This window comes from Inmirania thermothiophila (assembly GCF_003751635.1).
GTDB classification, from domain to species: Bacteria; Pseudomonadota; Gammaproteobacteria; order DSM-100275; family DSM-100275; genus Inmirania; species Inmirania thermothiophila.
The window spans coordinates 122,001-137,375 of sequence record NZ_RJVI01000002.1; the positions used below are offsets into that span (position 1 = coordinate 122,001).

Here is a 15,375-nt window from a genome sequence, read left to right on the forward strand (position 1 = left end):
CGGGCGCGGCCCGGCACTGCGGGAGATGGGGGCGCGCGGAGCGGGTTTCCAGGGCGCGGCCGGGCGCGCCTCGGGAGCGCGCAGGAGGGGCGGGGCCCGTTCCGGGGAATGACGCGCGGCCGGTCCCGCGCCGCCGCGCACACACGGGCGCACGCGGTGGCGGGCGCTCAGGGACAGTCCACGGGGCTCGTGGCGAAGCCGATGCCGGCCCGGAAGTCCGGTTGCCCGATGGTCGAGAGAGCGCGGTTGCCCTGGAACCAGAGGAGGAATCGCCCGTTCTCGAGCAGCACCGACGCCGCGCGTCCTCCGCTGGCCTCCTTCCAGTCGCCGCGGCCGGCGGGAAGGATGTCGCGTTCGACCTCCGTGAAATCGACGCCGTCGTCGCTCACGGCGTGGACCAGCGAGTGCGTGCTGAAGGAGTCGAAATCGCTCACCACGGTGTAGAAGAGGTGGACGCGACCCGCGCCGTCGAGCACGGGGTCGGGCTGGGTCACGCCGCCGAATGTGGCGGGGTAGCCGCTGCCGAGCCTCACCACCGCCCGCCTGTCGCCCGCGGCGTCCGTGACGTGCGTGAAGCTGCTGCCGTCCGGGGAACGGGCGAGCAGGATGGCCGCCTCCGGTTTGCCGTCGGCGTCGATGCGTATGCCCACGTGGTAGAGCAGAAACTCGCCTCGCCCCGGATGGTAGATGACGCCGGGTTCGGCTGCGGTGAAGAAGCCCCACTTCCCGGGGTCGGTCTGCGCGGTGACCACGGGATTGGCGGGATCGCGCACCCAATGCTCCCCGTCCGTCGATGTCGCGTGGCCGATGGCGTAGACGCCGTTCTCGCAGCCGTTCGTGTCGTCCTGCGTGCACCCCGAGTAGTAGAGGTGGTAGGTGCCGGCGTGCAGGACCACCTCGGGGGTCTCGGTGCGCAGTTCGTCGAAGTCGCCCGGCTTCCCCGTGGGGGAGAATTGCTCCACCGGGTCGATGGTCCACGCCAGCCCGTCCGGGGACGTGGCTTCGTAGACCGCGACGCGGATCGGGCTCGACAAGGGGTCGCCGGCGGTCAGCCACATACGGTACTGCCCGTCCTCACGGCGTACCGAGGGATCGTTCCAGAATGCCCGCGGGAACAGTGTGCCGAAGCCGATCACCGGGTTGAGCCCGGACTCGGTGCAGCAGGATGTGGGCGGGAGCGGGCCGCCGTCCGAGCCGTTCCCGCACGCCGCGAGGGCGGCGCTCGTCCCAACGACGATGATTCGCGCGACGGCGGTGCAGTCAGCCATGCCGGCCCCTTCCTCCGGGCCGTGCCGCGGGGGCGGATGCGCATCGCAGGTCCCGGCGGCGTTGAGGACACGATAGGCCAATCCGGTGCCCGCTGCCAGGTCGCTGTCCGTTCTCCCACGTCCCTCGGGATCCGCGTGCCCGGCCGCCGGGCGTGCCCCGGCCCCGTCCGCGCCGGGCATGTCAGGATTCTTTACATGCGGGCCCGCGAAGGCGTCGGCGGCCGCTGCACCGCCGTCGAGCAGGCTCGGCAAGGGTCTGTGCCACAAGCGCAATCTCTCGGGTCGGCAGGGGCCGAAGGGGCCTCGGCACGGTTCCTGCATCGCTTTCCGCACCGCCGCCGGGTGCCGGCGGCCGCGAAGGGAGCAGGGCGATGCAAGGCAAGAATCCGTGGTGGCTGGGTGCGCTGGGCGGAGGGCTCCTGCTTGCCGCCGTGCCGGCGGGTGCGGGGCCGATCTTCCTGACCGGTCACGATCCGGACTACCATGCGCAGGACAGTGCGGGGGCGCGGAACCTCCTCCGCGTGGGGCTCGAGTTCGCCACCGGGGGCATGGCCTTCGACAGCACGACCCGGTTTCTCTGGGTCGAGTCCTTCGATCCCATCCCCGGCGGCCACCGTCGCGGCGCGGACGGGCTCAACGCCATCGGGCTCGTGCCCGGCACCCACTACGATTGGGTCGACGCCGCCGGCTTCGCGACGGCGGACCTCTCCGCCTACGAGGCGGTGGGGATCGCCTCCGCCTTCGGCGGCATGCTGACGCGGGACGAGCTCGATGCGCTGGTGGCCCGCAAGGCCGACCTCGAGGCCTTCATCAACGCGGGCAGGGGTCTGTTCGCCGCCTCCGAGTGCTTCCCCTGCGGGGCGAATCTGCTCGCCGGTCCGACCCCGCCGGACCTCTTCGGCTTCCTGCCGGTGACGGTCACCTCCATCGGCGCAAGCCCCCCCTTCACGGTGACGCCCTTCGGCAGCGGTCTGGGGCTCGTGGACGGAGACCTCAACGATCCGACCCACAACTCCTTCGGCCTCGTGGGCGGCCTCAGCGTCGTGGACACCGACGCCGCGGGCAACGCCACCACGCTCGCCGGCGTGGCCAGCGTCGGGGGCGACGGCTTCACGCCGGTGCCCGAGCCCGCGACGCTGGCGCTGCTGGGCGCGGGGCTGGGTCTCATGGGCTGGCGCCGGCGGCCGGCCGCTTCGTAGGCGGTGGCCGGAGGCGGCCCGCCTCAGGCCTCGATGCGGATGAGATCCTCCGGGCCGAGCTCGGCCACCGAGCGTCGGCCCATGACGCGCAGGTAGGTCTCGATGCGCCGGCGGCTGCCGTCGAGGAAGGCGGCTAGGCGCTCCGAGGCGGTCGCGATGTCGAGGCGGGCGCGCAGCTCGGGCTTCTGCGTCGCGATCCCCACCGGGCACTCGCCGCTGTTGCAGGCGCGGTAGTACTCGCAGCCAATGGCGAAGAGCGCGGCGGTGGCGAGGGCGCAGGCGTCGGCCCCGAGCGCCAGCGCCTTGATCACGTCCACGGGCGTGCACAGGCCCCCGGTGGCGACGAGGCTCACCGGGCGGGCCGAGGCCGCGTTGTGGGCGTCCACCAGCTCGCGCGCAACGGGCAGGATCTGCACCAGCGGCATGCCGAAGTGGTCGCGGACATCCACCGGCGCCGCCCCGGTGCCGCCGCCGTAGCCGTCCACGGTGATGAAGTCGGGCTCCAGCGCCAGCGCGGCGCGCACGTCCTCGGGGTCGTTGGCGGCGAGCTTGATGCCCACGGGGATGCGGCCGGCGGTGCGTTCGCGGATCCAGGCGATGCGCGCGCGCAGCGCCTCGGGCCCGTCGATGTCGGGGAAGCGCGCCGGCGAGTGGGCGGGCGTGCCCGGCGCGATCCCGCGCACCGCGGAGATCTCCTCGGTGACCTTGGCCGCCGGCAGCTCGCCGCCGAGACCGGGCTTGGCGGACTGGCCGAGCTTGATCTCCACCGCATCGGCGCGGGCCAGGCTGGCCTCGTTCCAGCCGAAGTAGCCGCTCGCCATCTCGAGGATGTAGAGGGCGGCGGCCTCGCGCTCCTCCGGCAGCATCCCGCCCTCGCCGGAGCCGATGGCGGTGCCCGCCGCCGCCGCGCCCCTGGCCAGCGCGATCTTGGCCTCCCGCGACAGCGCGCCGAAGGACATGTGCGAGACGTAGACGGGGAGGGCGAGGCGGAGGGGCCGGGCGGCGCCGCGCCCGATCACCACCTCCGTGGAGACCGGCTCGTCCTCGAGCAGCGGCGCGCGGGCAAGCTGCGCCGCGCGCAGGTGGAAGCGGTCGAGACCCGCCGCGGGGGCGGGTCCGCCGGCGCGCGGCGAGCCCATGGCCTCCACCGCTGGGCCCATGCCCTTGGCCAGGCGGCGCACCTCGTAGTGGCCGCGGGCGTCCTGCCGCCAGCGCCGGAAGCGCCCCTGGTAGCCGGCGAAGACGGCCTCGGGCAGGGGCGGGACGGCGTCGGCGTCCACGTGCACCACCCCGTCGCGCACCGCCACCGGATAGACGGCGACGCGGTCGTGGAGGTCGTAGGGCGAGATCCCGGTCTCGAGGTCGAAGTTCCAGCAGTGCAGCGGGCAGACGGCGTCACCGTCCGCGACCCAGCCGCGCGAGAGCTGCCCCTCGCGATGGGGGCAGCGGTCCTCGAGGGCGTGCACCCGGCCCCGGTGCAGGAACAGCGCCAGAGGGCGGCGGTTGACCCACACCTCCCGGCCCCGGTCTTCCTCGAGGTCGTCGAGGGCGCAGACGGCGATCCATCGCGGCATGCCGGCAGTATAGCGGCGGTGCGGCCGGATGCCGACCGCACCGCGCGTTGCCCGTCCCGCGTCGGATGGGGAGACGGGGCCGCCTTCTCGGCGGCCCCGTCGCGCGGGGATGGTGGAGGCGGCGGGAATCGAACCCGCGTCCGCAGACCCTACGCCCTCGGTCCTACATGCTTAGCCTCGTCTTTGCTTTGACCGCCACCCGTCCGACGGGCAGGGCATGGTGGCGGCGAGCCCTGTGATTCTGACGATGCCGCGTCGGGCCCGCGGCACCGCGATCCCGTGTGCGTCGACCCCTGAGGTGGCCCGAAGGCCGTCCGGCGGCACGGGCACCGACCGGTCAGGGGCTGGCCGGATTAGGCGGCCAGAGCGTAGGTGTCGTCGTTGGCGACTATTGGTTTGCAGCCAGTTTTACGAGGCAGCTGCACCTCGGCATGCACCTCGGGTTTCGCAGCCTGCGTCGAACCCAGGTCGCCCCCTTGGCTGAACGTGGGACAGTCTAGACCCTCGGCCGGTTCCCGTCCACGGGGCTCAGCGGGCCTTGAGCAGGCGCTGGCGCTCCCGCTGCCAGTCGCGCTCGCGCAGGGTCGCCCGCTTGTCGTGCAGCTTCTTGCCCTTGGCGAGCGCGATCTCCACCTTGGCCCGTCCGCGCTTCCAGTACATGGAGAGGGGCACGAGGGTGTAGCCGCGCCGCTCCACCGCGCCGATGAGGCGGTTGAGCTCGGCGCGGTGCAGGAGCAGCTTGCGGGTGCGGCGCGGGTCGGGCTCGACGTGGGTGGAGGCGGAGGGCAGGGGCGAGATGTGGGCGCCGAAGAGGAAGGCCTCGCCGCCGCGCACGAGGACGTAGCTCTCCTTGAGCTGGATGCGCCCCGCGCGCAGGGCCTTGACCTCCCAGCCCTCGAGGGCGATGCCGGCCTCGAGCCGCTCCTCGATGAAGTAGTCGTGGCGGGCCTTCTTGTTGACGGCGATGACGCTGCCGCCGTTGTCCTTGGCTTTTCCCATCAGGCTATTATACGGGGCCGCCTCCGCGGGCGGTCGAGGGGAGGAGGGGTGCCGGTCATCCACCGCGAGGCGCGGGTGCCCTACACGCCGCGCCAGATGTTCGAGCTGGTCAACGACGTCGAGGCCTATCCGCGCTTCCTGCCGTGGTGCGGGGGGGCCCGCGTGCTGCGGGACGAGGGCGATGCGGTCTGGGCCACGGTGGTCATCGCCCGCGGCAGCCTGCGCAAGGCCTTCACCACCGTCAACCGGGTCCAGCCGGGCAAGATGATCGAGATCCGGCTGGTGGAGGGGCCGTTCCGGCGCCTGGAGGGGTTCTGGCGCTTCGACGAGGCGGCGGGCGGGGGCTGCCGGGTCTGCCTCGACCTCGAGTTCGAGTTCGCGGGCCGGGTGGTGAGCCTGGCCCTGGGGCCGGTCTTCCACCAGATCGCCCAGACCCTGGTGGAGGCGTTCTGCAGAAGGGCGGAGGAGGTCTATGGAAGAGGCTGAGCGGTTCACGGTGGAGGTGGTCTACGCGCGGGCGGACGAGCAGCTCGTGCTGGAGCTCGAGGTGGAGCCGGGCACCACCGCCGAGGAGGCGGTGCGCCGCTCGGGGCTGCTGGAGCGGTTCCCCGAGATCGATCTCGCGCGCAACAAGCTGGGGGTCTACGGCAAGGTGGTCAAGCCCGGGCACGAGCTCGCCCCGGGCGACCGCGTCGAGGTCTACCGCCCCCTCATCGCCGATCCCAAGGAGGTGCGCAAGCGCCGCGCCGCAGCGCAGGACGAGGACTCAGGGCAGGGCTAGGGGCGCGCCGTCGCGCAGGGCCTCCACGAGGCGTCCGTCGCGAAAGCGCAGGGTGAGACGGGCAAGCTGCCGCTCGCCCCGGCCCGGCAGCAGCAGCTCCACGTAGTCCCAGCGTTCCGGGTGGAAGGGATCGCGCACCAGCGGCGTGCCGAGCAGGAAACGGACCTGCTCCTCGGTCATGCCGGCGCGCAGCTGCGCCACCGCCTTCGGATCGAGGATGTTGCCCTGGCGCAGGTCGGGACGATGGACGAGGCGCCCGCAGCCCGCCAGCGCCAGCACCGTCACCAGGGGAATGAGAAGCTTTTGCATGGTCCCGGCGATCGTCGCATAATCCGGTCGCGGCATGATAACGGCTTGCGGTCGTCGTGGCACCGCGGCCGGGAAGAGGTGGACCCTTGCAGAGCGACGACATCCGCAACGCCGGCCTCAAGGTCACCGTCCCCCGGGTCAAGATCCTCCAGATGCTCGAGGAGAGCCCCGACCGCCACCTCGGCGCCGAGGACATCTACAAGCAGCTGCTGGCGCGGGGCGAGGAGATCGGGCTGGCCACCGTCTACCGGGTGCTGACCCAGTTCGAGGCCGCCGGGCTCATCAAGCGCCATCACTTCGAGGGCGGGCACGCGGTCTACGAGCTCAACCAGGGCGGCCATCACGACCACATCGTCTGCGTGCGCTGCGGTCGCGTGGACGAGTTCACGAGCGCCGAGATCGAGCGGCTGCAGCGCCAGGTGGCGGCCGAGGCGGGCTACGAGATCCGCGATCACGTGCTCTACATCTACGGCCTCTGCGCCCGCTGCCGCGCCGACGAGCAGGGCCGCGACGGGGGCTGAGCCCGCCGCTGCCGCGCTAGGCCCCGGCGCGGGCCATGAGCTCGCGGGCGTGCTCCAGCGTGCGGGCGGTGATCTCGATCCCGCCGAGCATGCGCGCAAGCTCCGCGACGCGGGCCTCGGCGTCCTCGAGGAGGCGCACCTCGGCCCGCGTCGTGCCCGCCACGTGCGCCTTGTGCACCGCCAGGTGGTGGTGCCCCTGCGCCGCCACCTGCGGCAGGTGGGTCACGCACAGCACCTGCCGCTCGCCCGCCAGCGCCCGCAGCAGGCGGCCCACCACCTCGGCGACGCCACCGCCGATGCCCACGTCCACCTCGTCGAAGACCAGGGTCGGGGGGCGGTGGGCCGCGGCCGCGGTGACCCGCAGGGCGAGGGCGATGCGCGAGAGCTCGCCGCCGGAGGCCACCCGCGCCAGGGGACGGGGGGACTGGCCGGGGTTGGCGGCGAGGAGGAAGCCGACGCGGTCGAGGCCGTGGGGCGCGGGCGCCGCCGCGGGATCGGTCTCCACCGCGACCTCGAAGCGCCCGCCCGCCATGCCGAGCCCCTGCATGGCCTCGGTGACGGCCTCGGAGAGGGTGGCGGCGGCCCGCCGGCGCGCCTCGGACAGCCGCTTCGCGGCCTCCCGGTAGGCCGCCTCGAGGGCCGCGAGGCGGCCCGACAGGGCCTCGCGCTCGTCATCGTCCGCCTCCAGGGCCTCGAGCCGCCGGCGCAGGGTCTCGAGGCGGACCGGGAGCTCCGCCGGGGCGACCCCGTGCTTGCGCGCGAGCGCCACCACCTGGCCGAGGCGGCGGTCCACCTCGGCGAGCCGCTGCGGGTCGAGCTCGGTGGCGGCGAGGACCCCGCGCAGGCCGTGCACCGCCTCCTCGATCTGCACCGCGGCCCCCTCCAGGAGGGCGGCCGCCTCGGCGCAGCGGGGCTCGGCCTCGGCGAGGCGGTGGAGGGCGTCGGCGAGCCGCGTCAGGCGGGCGTGGACGGTCTCGCCCTCGCCCTCGTAGAGGGCCTCCACGGCGCCGCCGCAGGTGGCGAGGAGCTCCTCGGCGCGGGCCAGCCGCCGCTGCTCCCGCTCCAGGGCCTCGGCCTCGCCCTCGGCCAGCCCCAGGGCCTCCAGCTCGGCCACCTGGTAGGCGGTGAGCTCGCGTTCGGCGGCGCGCTCGGCCGCCTCCCGCTCGAGCCGCGCGAGGCGCTCGCGCGCCTCCCGCCAGGCGGTGTGGGCGGTGCACACCGCCTCGGCGAGGGCGGTGTGGCCGCCGTAGGCGTCGAGGAGCTCGCGCTGGGCCTCGCGGGTGAGCAGCGACTGGTGCTCGTGCTGGCCGTGGATGTCGGCGAGCAGCGCCCCCACGGCGCGCAGCTGCTGGACGGTCACGGGGCGGCCGTTGACGTAGGCGCGGCTGCGCCCCTCGGCGGCGATCACCCGGCGCAGGACGCAGGCCTCGCCGTCGTCGAGGTCCAGCTCGGCGAGGGCGGCGAGCACCGCCGGCGCGGCGCCGAGATCGAAGACCGCGCCGATCTCGGCCCGCGCCGCCCCCGGGCGCACGCTTTCGGCGCCGGCGCGCCCGCCGAGGACCGTCTCCAGGGCGTCCACCAGGAGCGACTTGCCGGCCCCGGTCTCACCGGTGATCACGGTCAGGCCGGGGCGCAGGAGGATGGTGGCGCGTTCCACGAGAACGAAGTCGCGCAGGTGCAGCTCGGCAAGCATGGTGCGCTCAGCGGTTCCAGTGCAGCTTGGTGCGCAGGATCTCGTAGTAGTCGTGGCCGGGGGGATGGATGAGGCGGATCGGCGGCGCCATGCGGCGCACCCGCACCCGGTCCCCGGCCTCGAGCTGGAGGTTGATCTGCCCGTCGCAGGTGAGCTGGGCCGCGTGGGCGTGGACGCGGATCTCCACCACCGCGTCGGCCCCGGTGACGAAGGGGCGGTTGCTCAGGCTGTGGGGGCAGATGGGGACCAGCACCAGGGCGTCGAGGGAGGGCTCGAGGATGGGGCCGCCGCCCGAGAGGGCGTAGGCGGTGGACCCGGTGGGCGTGGCCACGATGAGCCCGTCCGAGCGCAGGGTGTAGAGGTGACGTCCGTCCACGTGGGCCTCGGTCTCGATCATGCGCGCCACGTCCAGCTTGTGCACCACGACGTCGTTGAGGGCGCGCGCGGCGCCGACGCGCTCGCCGTCGCGCACCACTTCCGCGGCGAGCAGGAAGCGGCGCTCCTCCTCGTAGGCGCCGTCGAGGATGCGGTCGAGGGTGGCCTCCATCTCCGCCGGCGAGACGTCCACGAGGAAGCCCCTGCGCCCAAGGTTGATCCCGAGCAGCGGCACCTCGTGCTCCACCAGCGAGCGCGCGGCGTGGAGCAGCGTGCCGTCGCCGCCGACGATGAGGACGAGGTCGCAGGCGCGGCCGAGGGCCTCGCGGTCGGCGGTCTCGAGCTCGAGGCCGGGGCAGGTCTCGGCGGTGGCCTCGTCCAGGAGCAGGCGCAGGTCACGCCCGGCGAGCAGCGCCGCCAGGCGCGCGATGGTCTCCCCCACGGCGGGGTCGCCGTGCTTGCCGATGATGCCGATGGTGGCGAAGGACATGGGCGCCTCCCGCGGATCGCGGCGACCATAGCACCGCCTGCGCGGGGCGCCAAGGCGGTCGGGCGCGGCAGGGGCCAGGCGGCGGTGCCCCGGGGCGGGCGCAGGGGCTTGGGCTGTTGCGCGGGCCCGACGGCGCGCCTTGACCCTTAGCACTCGCGGCGGTAGAGTGCTAAGCGACGGGAAGAACGACCCCAAAGGCCGCCGTGGAACCATGACCGGGGTGCAGGAACGGGACAGGCTTCCGGTGCTCAGCGAGCGCGCCCAGCGCCTGCTCAAGGTGCTGGTGGAGCGCTACATCCGCGACGGCCATCCGGTGGGTTCGCGCACCCTCGCCCGCGACGCGGGCCTCGAGATCAGCCCCGCCACGGTGCGCAACGTCATGGCCGATCTCGAGGAGCTGGGGCTCGTGACCTCGCCCCACACCTCGGCCGGGCGGGTGCCCACGGTCAAGGGCTACCGCTTCTTCGTCGACGCCCTGCTCACCATGCGCCCCCCGGGGGAGGAGGAGGTGGAGCGGCTGCGGGCCGGGCTCGACCAGGAGGCCGAGCCGGAGGAGCTGGTGGCCGCGGCCTCCTCGCTCCTTTCCGAGATCACGCGCATGGCGGGCGTGGTGACGCTGCCGAGGCGGGAGCGCTTCGTCCTGCGCGAGGTGGAGTTCCTGCCGCTCTCGGGCAACCGCGTCCTGGTGGTCATGGTGAGCACCGAGGGCGAGGTGCAGAACCGCATCATCCACACCCAGCGGGTCTACGACCGGCGGGAGCTCGAGCGCGCCGCCCGCTATCTCACCCACAACTACGCCGGCCGGGAGCTTGCCGAGGTGCGCGAGCGGCTGGTGGCGGAGATGCGCGAGGTGCGGGCGGCGGTGGACCGCGCCATGGGGGCCATCGTCGAGGTGGCCGACAAGGCCCTGGTGCCGGAGCGGCGCGAGGACTACGTCCTGCGGGGCGAGACGCAGCTGATGGGCTTTGCGGAGCTGGGGAGCCTGGAGCGGCTGCGGCGGCTGTTCGAGGCCTTCAACGAGAAGAGCGACCTGCTGCACCTGCTCGACCAGTGCCTGCACGCCCGCGGGGTGCAGATCTTCATCGGTGAGGAGTCGGGCTTCGAGGTCCTCGACCAGTGCAGCGTGGTCACGGCGCCCTATTCGGTAGACGGGCGCCGGGTCGGTGTGCTGGGCGTGATCGGCCCGACGCGCATGGCCTACCAGCGCGTCATCCCGCTGGTGGACGTGACCGCGCGGCTCCTCAGCGCGGCCTTGAATCAGCGGCACTAGGACCCACATCGGGTTGAAGCGGAACCGGTTCGCGGGGCGCGCGCGTGCCCCGCGCGGGCGATTGCTGGAAAGGGTGAGGCAGATGAGCGAGGAGCGAGAGGAACTGGAGCGCAGCGGCGGCGAGGCCGCGCAGGGCGGCGAGACCGCGGCCGAGGCGGTGGACGTGGAGGCGCTGCGGCGGGAGCTGGAGGAGACGAAGGCCCGCGCCGCCGAGCACTGGGACCAGCTCCTGCGGGCGCGGGCCGAGCTCGAGAACCTGCGCCGGCGCATGGAGCGCGAGGTGGAGGCGGCGCGCAAGTACGCCCTGGAGGCGTTCGCGAAGGAGCTGCTGGCGGTGCGCGACAGCCTCGAGCTCGGGCTCAGCGCCGCCGCCGAGGAGGGGGCGGACATCGAGAAGCTGCGCGAGGGCACGGAGCTCACCCTCAAGCTGCTCACCGGCGTGATGGAGAAGTTCGGCATCCGCGAGATCGACCCCCAGGGCGAGCGCTTCGACCCGGAGCGCCACCAGGCCATGACCAGCCAGCCGGCCGATCACGTCGAGCCCAACACCGTCCTCAACGTCTTCCAGAAGGGCTACCTGCTCAACGACCGGCTCATCCGGCCGGCGCTGGTCTCGGTCTCCACCGGCAAGGGCGGTGCCGAGGGGCGGCCGAAGGTGGACGAGCACGCTTGAATCGACGCCGCCTCGCCCCCACCTGAGGGGGCAGCGCCCGCCGGGCTCGTCGCCGGGCGGGGTCCGGATCGAGGGCTACGGATTCAGGGCCGGCCGCGGGGTCGGCCGATCAGGGGAGACAGGCAACCATGGGCAAGATCATCGGCATCGACCTCGGCACCACCAACTCCTGCGTGGCGGTGATGGAGAACGGCAAGCCGCGCGTCATCGAGAACGAGGAGGGCGCGCGCACGACGCCGTCCATCGTCGCCTTCACCGAGGACGGAGAGGTGCTGGTGGGTGCGCCGGCCAAGCGCCAGGCGGTCACCAACCCCGAGAACACCCTCTTCGCCATCAAGCGGCTCATCGGGCGCAAGTACGACGACGACGTCGTCCAGCGCGACATCAAGATGGTGCCGTACAAGATCGTGCGCGCCGACAACGGCGACGCCTGGGTCGAGGTCCGGGGCAAGAAGATGGCCCCGCCCGAGATCTCGGCGCGGGTCCTCATGAAGATGAAGAAGACCGCCGAGAACTACCTCGGCGAGGAGGTGAAGGAGGCGGTCATCACCGTCCCCGCCTACTTCAACGACGCCCAGCGCCAGGCCACCAAGGACGCCGGGCGCATCGCCGGGCTGGAGGTCAAGCGCATCATCAACGAGCCCACCGCGGCGGCGCTCGCCTACGGCCTCGACAAGCAGCCCGGCGACCGCAAGGTGGCCGTCTACGACCTTGGCGGCGGCACCTTCGACATCTCCATCATCGAGATCGCGGAGGTGGACGGCGAGCACCAGTTCGAGGTCCTGGCCACCAACGGCGACACCTTCCTCGGCGGCGAGGACTTCGACAAGCGCCTCATCGACTACATCGTCGACGAGTTCAAGAAGGACACCGGCATCGACCTGCGCGGGGATCCGCTCGCGATGCAGCGGCTCAAGGAGGCGGCCGAGAAGGCCAAGTGCGAGCTGTCCTCGACCCAGCAGACGGAGATCAACCTGCCCTACATCACCGCCGACAAGAGCGGGCCCAAGCATCTCAACATGAAGGTGACGCGGGCCAAGCTCGAGTCGCTGGTGGAGGATCTCATCGCGCGCACCATCGAGCCCTGCAGGATCGCGCTCAAGGACGCCGGCCTCACGGTCAAGGACATCGACGACGTCATCCTGGTCGGCGGCCAGACGCGCATGCCCAAGGTGCAGGAGGCGGTGAGGGAGTTCTTCGGCAAGGAGCCGCGCAAGGACGTCAACCCCGACGAGGCGGTGGCCATCGGCGCCGCGATCCAGGCCGGCGTGCTCGCGGGCGAGGTCAAGGACGTGCTCCTGCTCGACGTCACGCCGCTGTCGCTGGGCATCGAGACCCTCGGCGGGGTGATGACCAAGATCATCGAGAAGAACACCACCATCCCGACGCGGGCGACGCAGATCTTCTCCACCGCCGAGGACAACCAGACGGCGGTGACGGTGCACGTGCTGCAGGGCGAGCGGCCGCTGGCGAAGGACAACAAGTCGCTGGCGCGCTTCGACCTCACCGACATCCCGCCGGCGCCGCGCGGGGTGCCGCAGATCGAGGTCACCTTCGACATCGACGCCAACGGCATCCTCCACGTCTCCGCCAAGGACAAGGCCACGGGCAAGGAGCAGTCGGTGCGCATCCAGCCCTCCAGCGGCCTGACCGAGGAGGAGATCCAGCGCATGATCAAGGACGCCGAGCTCCATGCCGAGGAGGACCGCCGGGCACGCGAGCTGGTGGAGGCGCGCAACCAGGCCGACAACCTCATCCACGCCACGCGCAAGTCCCTCGGCGAGCTGGGCGACAAGGTGGAGGCCGCGGACAAGGCGCAGGCCGAGGAGGCGATCAAGGCCCTCGAGGAGGCCATGAAGGGCGACGACAAGGCCGAGATCGAGGCGAGGACGCGGGCGCTGGCGGAGATCTCGGGGCGCATCGCGCAGAAGGCCTACGGCGGCGCCGCGGGGGCCGGCCAGGGCGGTGCCGAGGGGGGCGCCGGCGCGTCGGCCTCGGGCGACGACGTCGTGGACGCCGAGTTCGAGGAGGTGGACGACAACCGCAAGTAAGAGGCCCGCGGCGACGCGGGCGGGGAGGGGCGCGCGGGCCGGGCGGCCCGCGCGCCTGCGTGTTCGGGGCGCCGGGGCCGCGGCCGAGGCGGCGCGACAGGGGAGCCATGCATGCCCAGGCGTGACTACTACGAGGCGCTCGGGGTCGCGCGCAACGCCAGCGACGCCGAGATCAAGAAGGCCTACCGGCGCCTCGCCATGAAGTACCACCCGGACCGCAATCCGGGGGACAAGGAGGCCGAGGAGCGCTTCAAGGAGATCAAGGAGGCCTACGAGGTCCTCTCCGATCCCCAGAAGCGGGCCGCCTACGACCAGTTCGGCCACGCCGGCGTCGATCCCGCGGCCGCCGCCGGCGGGGGCGGCTTCGGCGGGCGGGGTCCGAGCTTCAGCGACATCTTCGGCGACATCTTCGGCGACATCTTCGGCGAGGGCGGCGGCGGGCGCAGCTACCGCGGGGCGGACCTGCGCTACAACCTCGAGATCGACCTCGAGGAGGCGGTGCGGGGCACCACGGTGCGGATCCGCGTCCCGACCCTGGCCGCCTGCGAGGTCTGCGGCGGCAGCGGCGCCGCCCCGGGCACCCGCCCGGTGACCTGCCGCACCTGCGGCGGCCACGGCCAGGTGCGGATGCAGCAGGGCTTCTTCTCCATCCAGCAGACCTGCCCCCACTGCCGGGGCGCGGGGGTGCTGATCGAGCGGCCGTGCCCGGCGTGTCGCGGCCGGGGCCGGGTCCAGCGCAGCAAGACGCTCTCGGTCAAGGTCCCGCCCGGGGTCGACACGGGCGACCGCATCCGCCTCGCCGGCGAGGGCGAGGCGGGCGAGCAGGGCGGCCCGCCCGGCGACCTCTACGTCCACATCCGGGTGCGCGAGCACCCCATCTTCCGCCGCGACGGCAACGACCTCTACTGCGAGGTGCCGGTCAACATCGTCACCGCGGCCCTCGGCGGCGAGCTGGAGATCCCCACCCTGGACGGCCGGGTGGTCCTGCGCATCCCGCCCGAGACCCAGACCGGCAAGCTCTTCCGCCTGCGCGGCAAGGGCGTGCGGCCGGTGCGCGGCGGCCCGCCCGGGGACCTGCTCTGCCGCGTCGTGGTGGAGACCCCGGTCAACCTCACGCCGCGGCAGCGCGAGCTGCTGGAGGAGCTGGGGCGGACCATGTCGGGCTCGGGCGGGCGCCACAACCCGCGCGAGAGCTCCTGGCTCGACGGCGTCAAGCGCTTCTTCGAGGCCATCACCGGCGGGCGCTGAGCGGGGGCGGGACGCGGTGCGGCGGGCCTGCCGCCTGCGCTATCCTGCGCCGCGCGGACAGGCTCTGGAACCGGAGGGGGGACGATGGCACGGGTGGCGATCGCGGGTGCGGCAGGGCGCATGGGGCGGGCCCTGGTGGAGGCCTGCCGGCAGGCGGAGGGGCTGGAGCTTGCCGGCGCCCTCGAGCGGCCCGGCAGCCCCGCCCTGGGCAGCGACGCCGGGGTGCTGGCCGGGGGGGCGGCCCTCGGGGTGGCGGTCACCGACGACGTGGAGGCGGTGCTCGCGCGCGCCGAGGTGCTGGTGGAGTTCACGCTGCCGGAGCCGACGGTGGCCCACGTCGCGGCGTGCCGCCGCGCCGGGCGGGCGATGGTGATCGGCACCACCGGCCTCGACGGCGGCCAGCGCCGCGCAGTGGAGGAGGCCGCGGCCGAGATCCCCATCGTCTTCGCGCCCAACATGAGCGTCGGCGTCAACCTCTGCTTCCGCCTCGCGGAGCTGGCGGCGCGGGTGCTGGGTGACGCGGTGGACGTGGAGATCGTCGAGGCCCACCATCGCCACAAGGTCGACGCGCCCTCGGGCACGGCGTTGCGCCTGGGCGAGGTGGTGGCGCAGGCCCTCGGGCGGGACCTCACGGCCTGCGCGGTCTACGGCCGCGAGGGCCATACCGGGGCGCGGCCGCGCGAGCAGATCGGCTTCGCCACCATCCGCGCCGGGGACATCGTGGGCGAGCACACGGTGCTCTTCGCCGCCGAGGGGGAGCGGGTGGAGATCACCCACCGCGCCTCGAGCCGCATGACCTTCGCCGCCGGCGCCATGCGGGCGGCGGCCTGGGTCGTGGGCCGCCCGCCGGGGCTCTACGACATGCAGGACGTGCTCGGGCTGCGCGATTAGACACCCCCGTCGCGGGGGCTTAAAATGCCGTCA

The 15,375-nt window shown here is 73.2% G+C and carries 15 protein-coding genes and 1 other RNA gene; 9 read left to right on the plus strand and 7 right to left on the minus strand.

Annotated features, from left to right (window positions below; genetic code table 11):
• Positions 1-167: 167 nt before the first annotated feature.
• Entirely contained in the window at positions 168-1,268 is a 1,101-nt protein-coding gene (locus EDC57_RS06230; protein ID WP_123401043.1) for a hypothetical protein, read from the minus strand.
• 371 nt (positions 1,269-1,639) lie between these two features.
• Here EDC57_RS06230 and EDC57_RS06235 point away from each other — a divergent pair, with 371 nt between their 5' ends.
• A complete protein-coding gene (locus EDC57_RS06235; protein ID WP_123401044.1) occupies positions 1,640-2,467 on the plus strand; it encodes a PEP-CTERM sorting domain-containing protein in 828 nt (275 codons plus the stop codon).
• A gap of 23 nt (positions 2,468-2,490) precedes the next feature.
• Here the strand turns inward: EDC57_RS06235 and EDC57_RS06240 are convergent, their stop codons facing one another.
• The 3 genes from EDC57_RS06240 to smpB all read right to left on the minus strand — a co-directional run bounded on the left by EDC57_RS06240 (position 2,491) and on the right by smpB (position 5,040).
• Positions 2,491-4,041 carry a glutamate synthase-related protein gene (locus tag EDC57_RS06240; RefSeq protein ID WP_123401045.1) on the minus strand — a complete coding sequence of 517 codons (1,551 nt, stop codon included), beginning with the start codon at positions 4,039-4,041 and terminating at the stop codon, positions 2,491-2,493.
• Between the two features lie 110 nt (positions 4,042-4,151).
• Positions 4,152-4,517, minus strand: a transfer-messenger RNA (tmRNA) gene (gene ssrA, locus EDC57_RS06245).
• 52 nt (positions 4,518-4,569) lie between these two features.
• Positions 4,570-5,040 (minus strand): SsrA-binding protein SmpB, encoded by a 471-nt coding sequence (smpB, locus tag EDC57_RS06250; protein WP_123401046.1) that lies wholly within the window; start codon positions 5,038-5,040, stop codon positions 4,570-4,572.
• A 48-nt stretch (positions 5,041-5,088) separates the two neighbouring features.
• On the opposite strand from smpB, the gene EDC57_RS06255 reads away from it, so the two are divergent.
• Both EDC57_RS06255 and EDC57_RS06260 read left to right on the plus strand, forming a co-directional pair.
• On the plus strand, positions 5,089-5,526 hold the full coding sequence (locus EDC57_RS06255) for a type II toxin-antitoxin system RatA family toxin (RefSeq protein ID WP_123401047.1): 438 nt from the start codon (positions 5,089-5,091) through the stop codon (positions 5,524-5,526).
• Positions 5,513-5,821 (plus strand): RnfH family protein, encoded by a 309-nt coding sequence (locus tag EDC57_RS06260; RefSeq protein ID WP_123401048.1) that lies wholly within the window; start codon positions 5,513-5,515, stop codon positions 5,819-5,821. The genes EDC57_RS06255 and EDC57_RS06260 overlap by 14 nt, the downstream gene beginning before the upstream one ends.
• On the opposite strand, the gene EDC57_RS06265 is transcribed toward EDC57_RS06260, so the two are convergent.
• Positions 5,807-6,130 carry an outer membrane protein assembly factor BamE gene (locus EDC57_RS06265; protein WP_123401049.1) on the minus strand — a complete coding sequence of 108 codons (324 nt, stop codon included), beginning with the start codon at positions 6,128-6,130 and terminating at the stop codon, positions 5,807-5,809. The two genes, EDC57_RS06260 and EDC57_RS06265, sit on opposite strands and share 15 nt — an antisense overlap.
• Positions 6,131-6,216: 86 nt before the next feature.
• Between EDC57_RS06265 and fur the strand changes: the two genes are divergently transcribed.
• Positions 6,217-6,651 carry a ferric iron uptake transcriptional regulator gene (gene fur, locus EDC57_RS06270; RefSeq protein WP_123401050.1) on the plus strand — a complete coding sequence of 145 codons (435 nt, stop codon included), beginning with the start codon at positions 6,217-6,219 and terminating at the stop codon, positions 6,649-6,651.
• Positions 6,652-6,667: 16 nt separating this feature from the next.
• Here fur and recN read toward each other — a convergent pair whose 3' ends face one another.
• Both recN and EDC57_RS06280 read right to left on the minus strand, forming a co-directional pair.
• Positions 6,668-8,344 (minus strand): DNA repair protein RecN, encoded by a 1,677-nt coding sequence (gene recN / locus EDC57_RS06275; RefSeq protein ID WP_123401051.1) that lies wholly within the window; start codon positions 8,342-8,344, stop codon positions 6,668-6,670.
• A 7-nt stretch (positions 8,345-8,351) separates the two neighbouring features.
• Entirely contained in the window at positions 8,352-9,209 is an 858-nt protein-coding gene (locus EDC57_RS06280) for an NAD(+) kinase (RefSeq protein ID WP_123401052.1), read from the minus strand.
• Between the two features lie 244 nt (positions 9,210-9,453).
• Between EDC57_RS06280 and hrcA the strand changes: the two genes are divergently transcribed.
• From hrcA to dapB, 5 genes are all read left to right on the plus strand, one after another.
• On the plus strand, positions 9,454-10,479 hold the full coding sequence (gene hrcA, locus EDC57_RS06285; RefSeq protein ID WP_342768972.1) for a heat-inducible transcriptional repressor HrcA: 1,026 nt from the start codon (positions 9,454-9,456) through the stop codon (positions 10,477-10,479).
• 82 nt (positions 10,480-10,561) lie between these two features.
• On the plus strand, positions 10,562-11,152 hold the full coding sequence (gene grpE, locus EDC57_RS06290; RefSeq protein ID WP_123401054.1) for a nucleotide exchange factor GrpE: 591 nt from the start codon (positions 10,562-10,564) through the stop codon (positions 11,150-11,152).
• A 128-nt stretch (positions 11,153-11,280) separates the two neighbouring features.
• Positions 11,281-13,203: a molecular chaperone DnaK gene (gene dnaK, locus EDC57_RS06295; protein ID WP_123401055.1), complete on the plus strand. Its 1,923-nt coding sequence runs from the start codon at positions 11,281-11,283 to the stop codon at positions 13,201-13,203.
• 111 nt (positions 13,204-13,314) lie between these two features.
• The gene (dnaJ, locus tag EDC57_RS06300; protein WP_123401056.1) at positions 13,315-14,451 is read left to right on the plus strand and encodes a molecular chaperone DnaJ; all 1,137 of its coding nucleotides are present in this window, start codon (positions 13,315-13,317) and stop codon (positions 14,449-14,451) included.
• An 84-nt stretch (positions 14,452-14,535) separates the two neighbouring features.
• A complete protein-coding gene (dapB, locus tag EDC57_RS06305) occupies positions 14,536-15,342 on the plus strand; it encodes a 4-hydroxy-tetrahydrodipicolinate reductase (protein WP_123401057.1) in 807 nt (268 codons plus the stop codon).
• Positions 15,343-15,375: the final 33 nt, after the last annotated feature.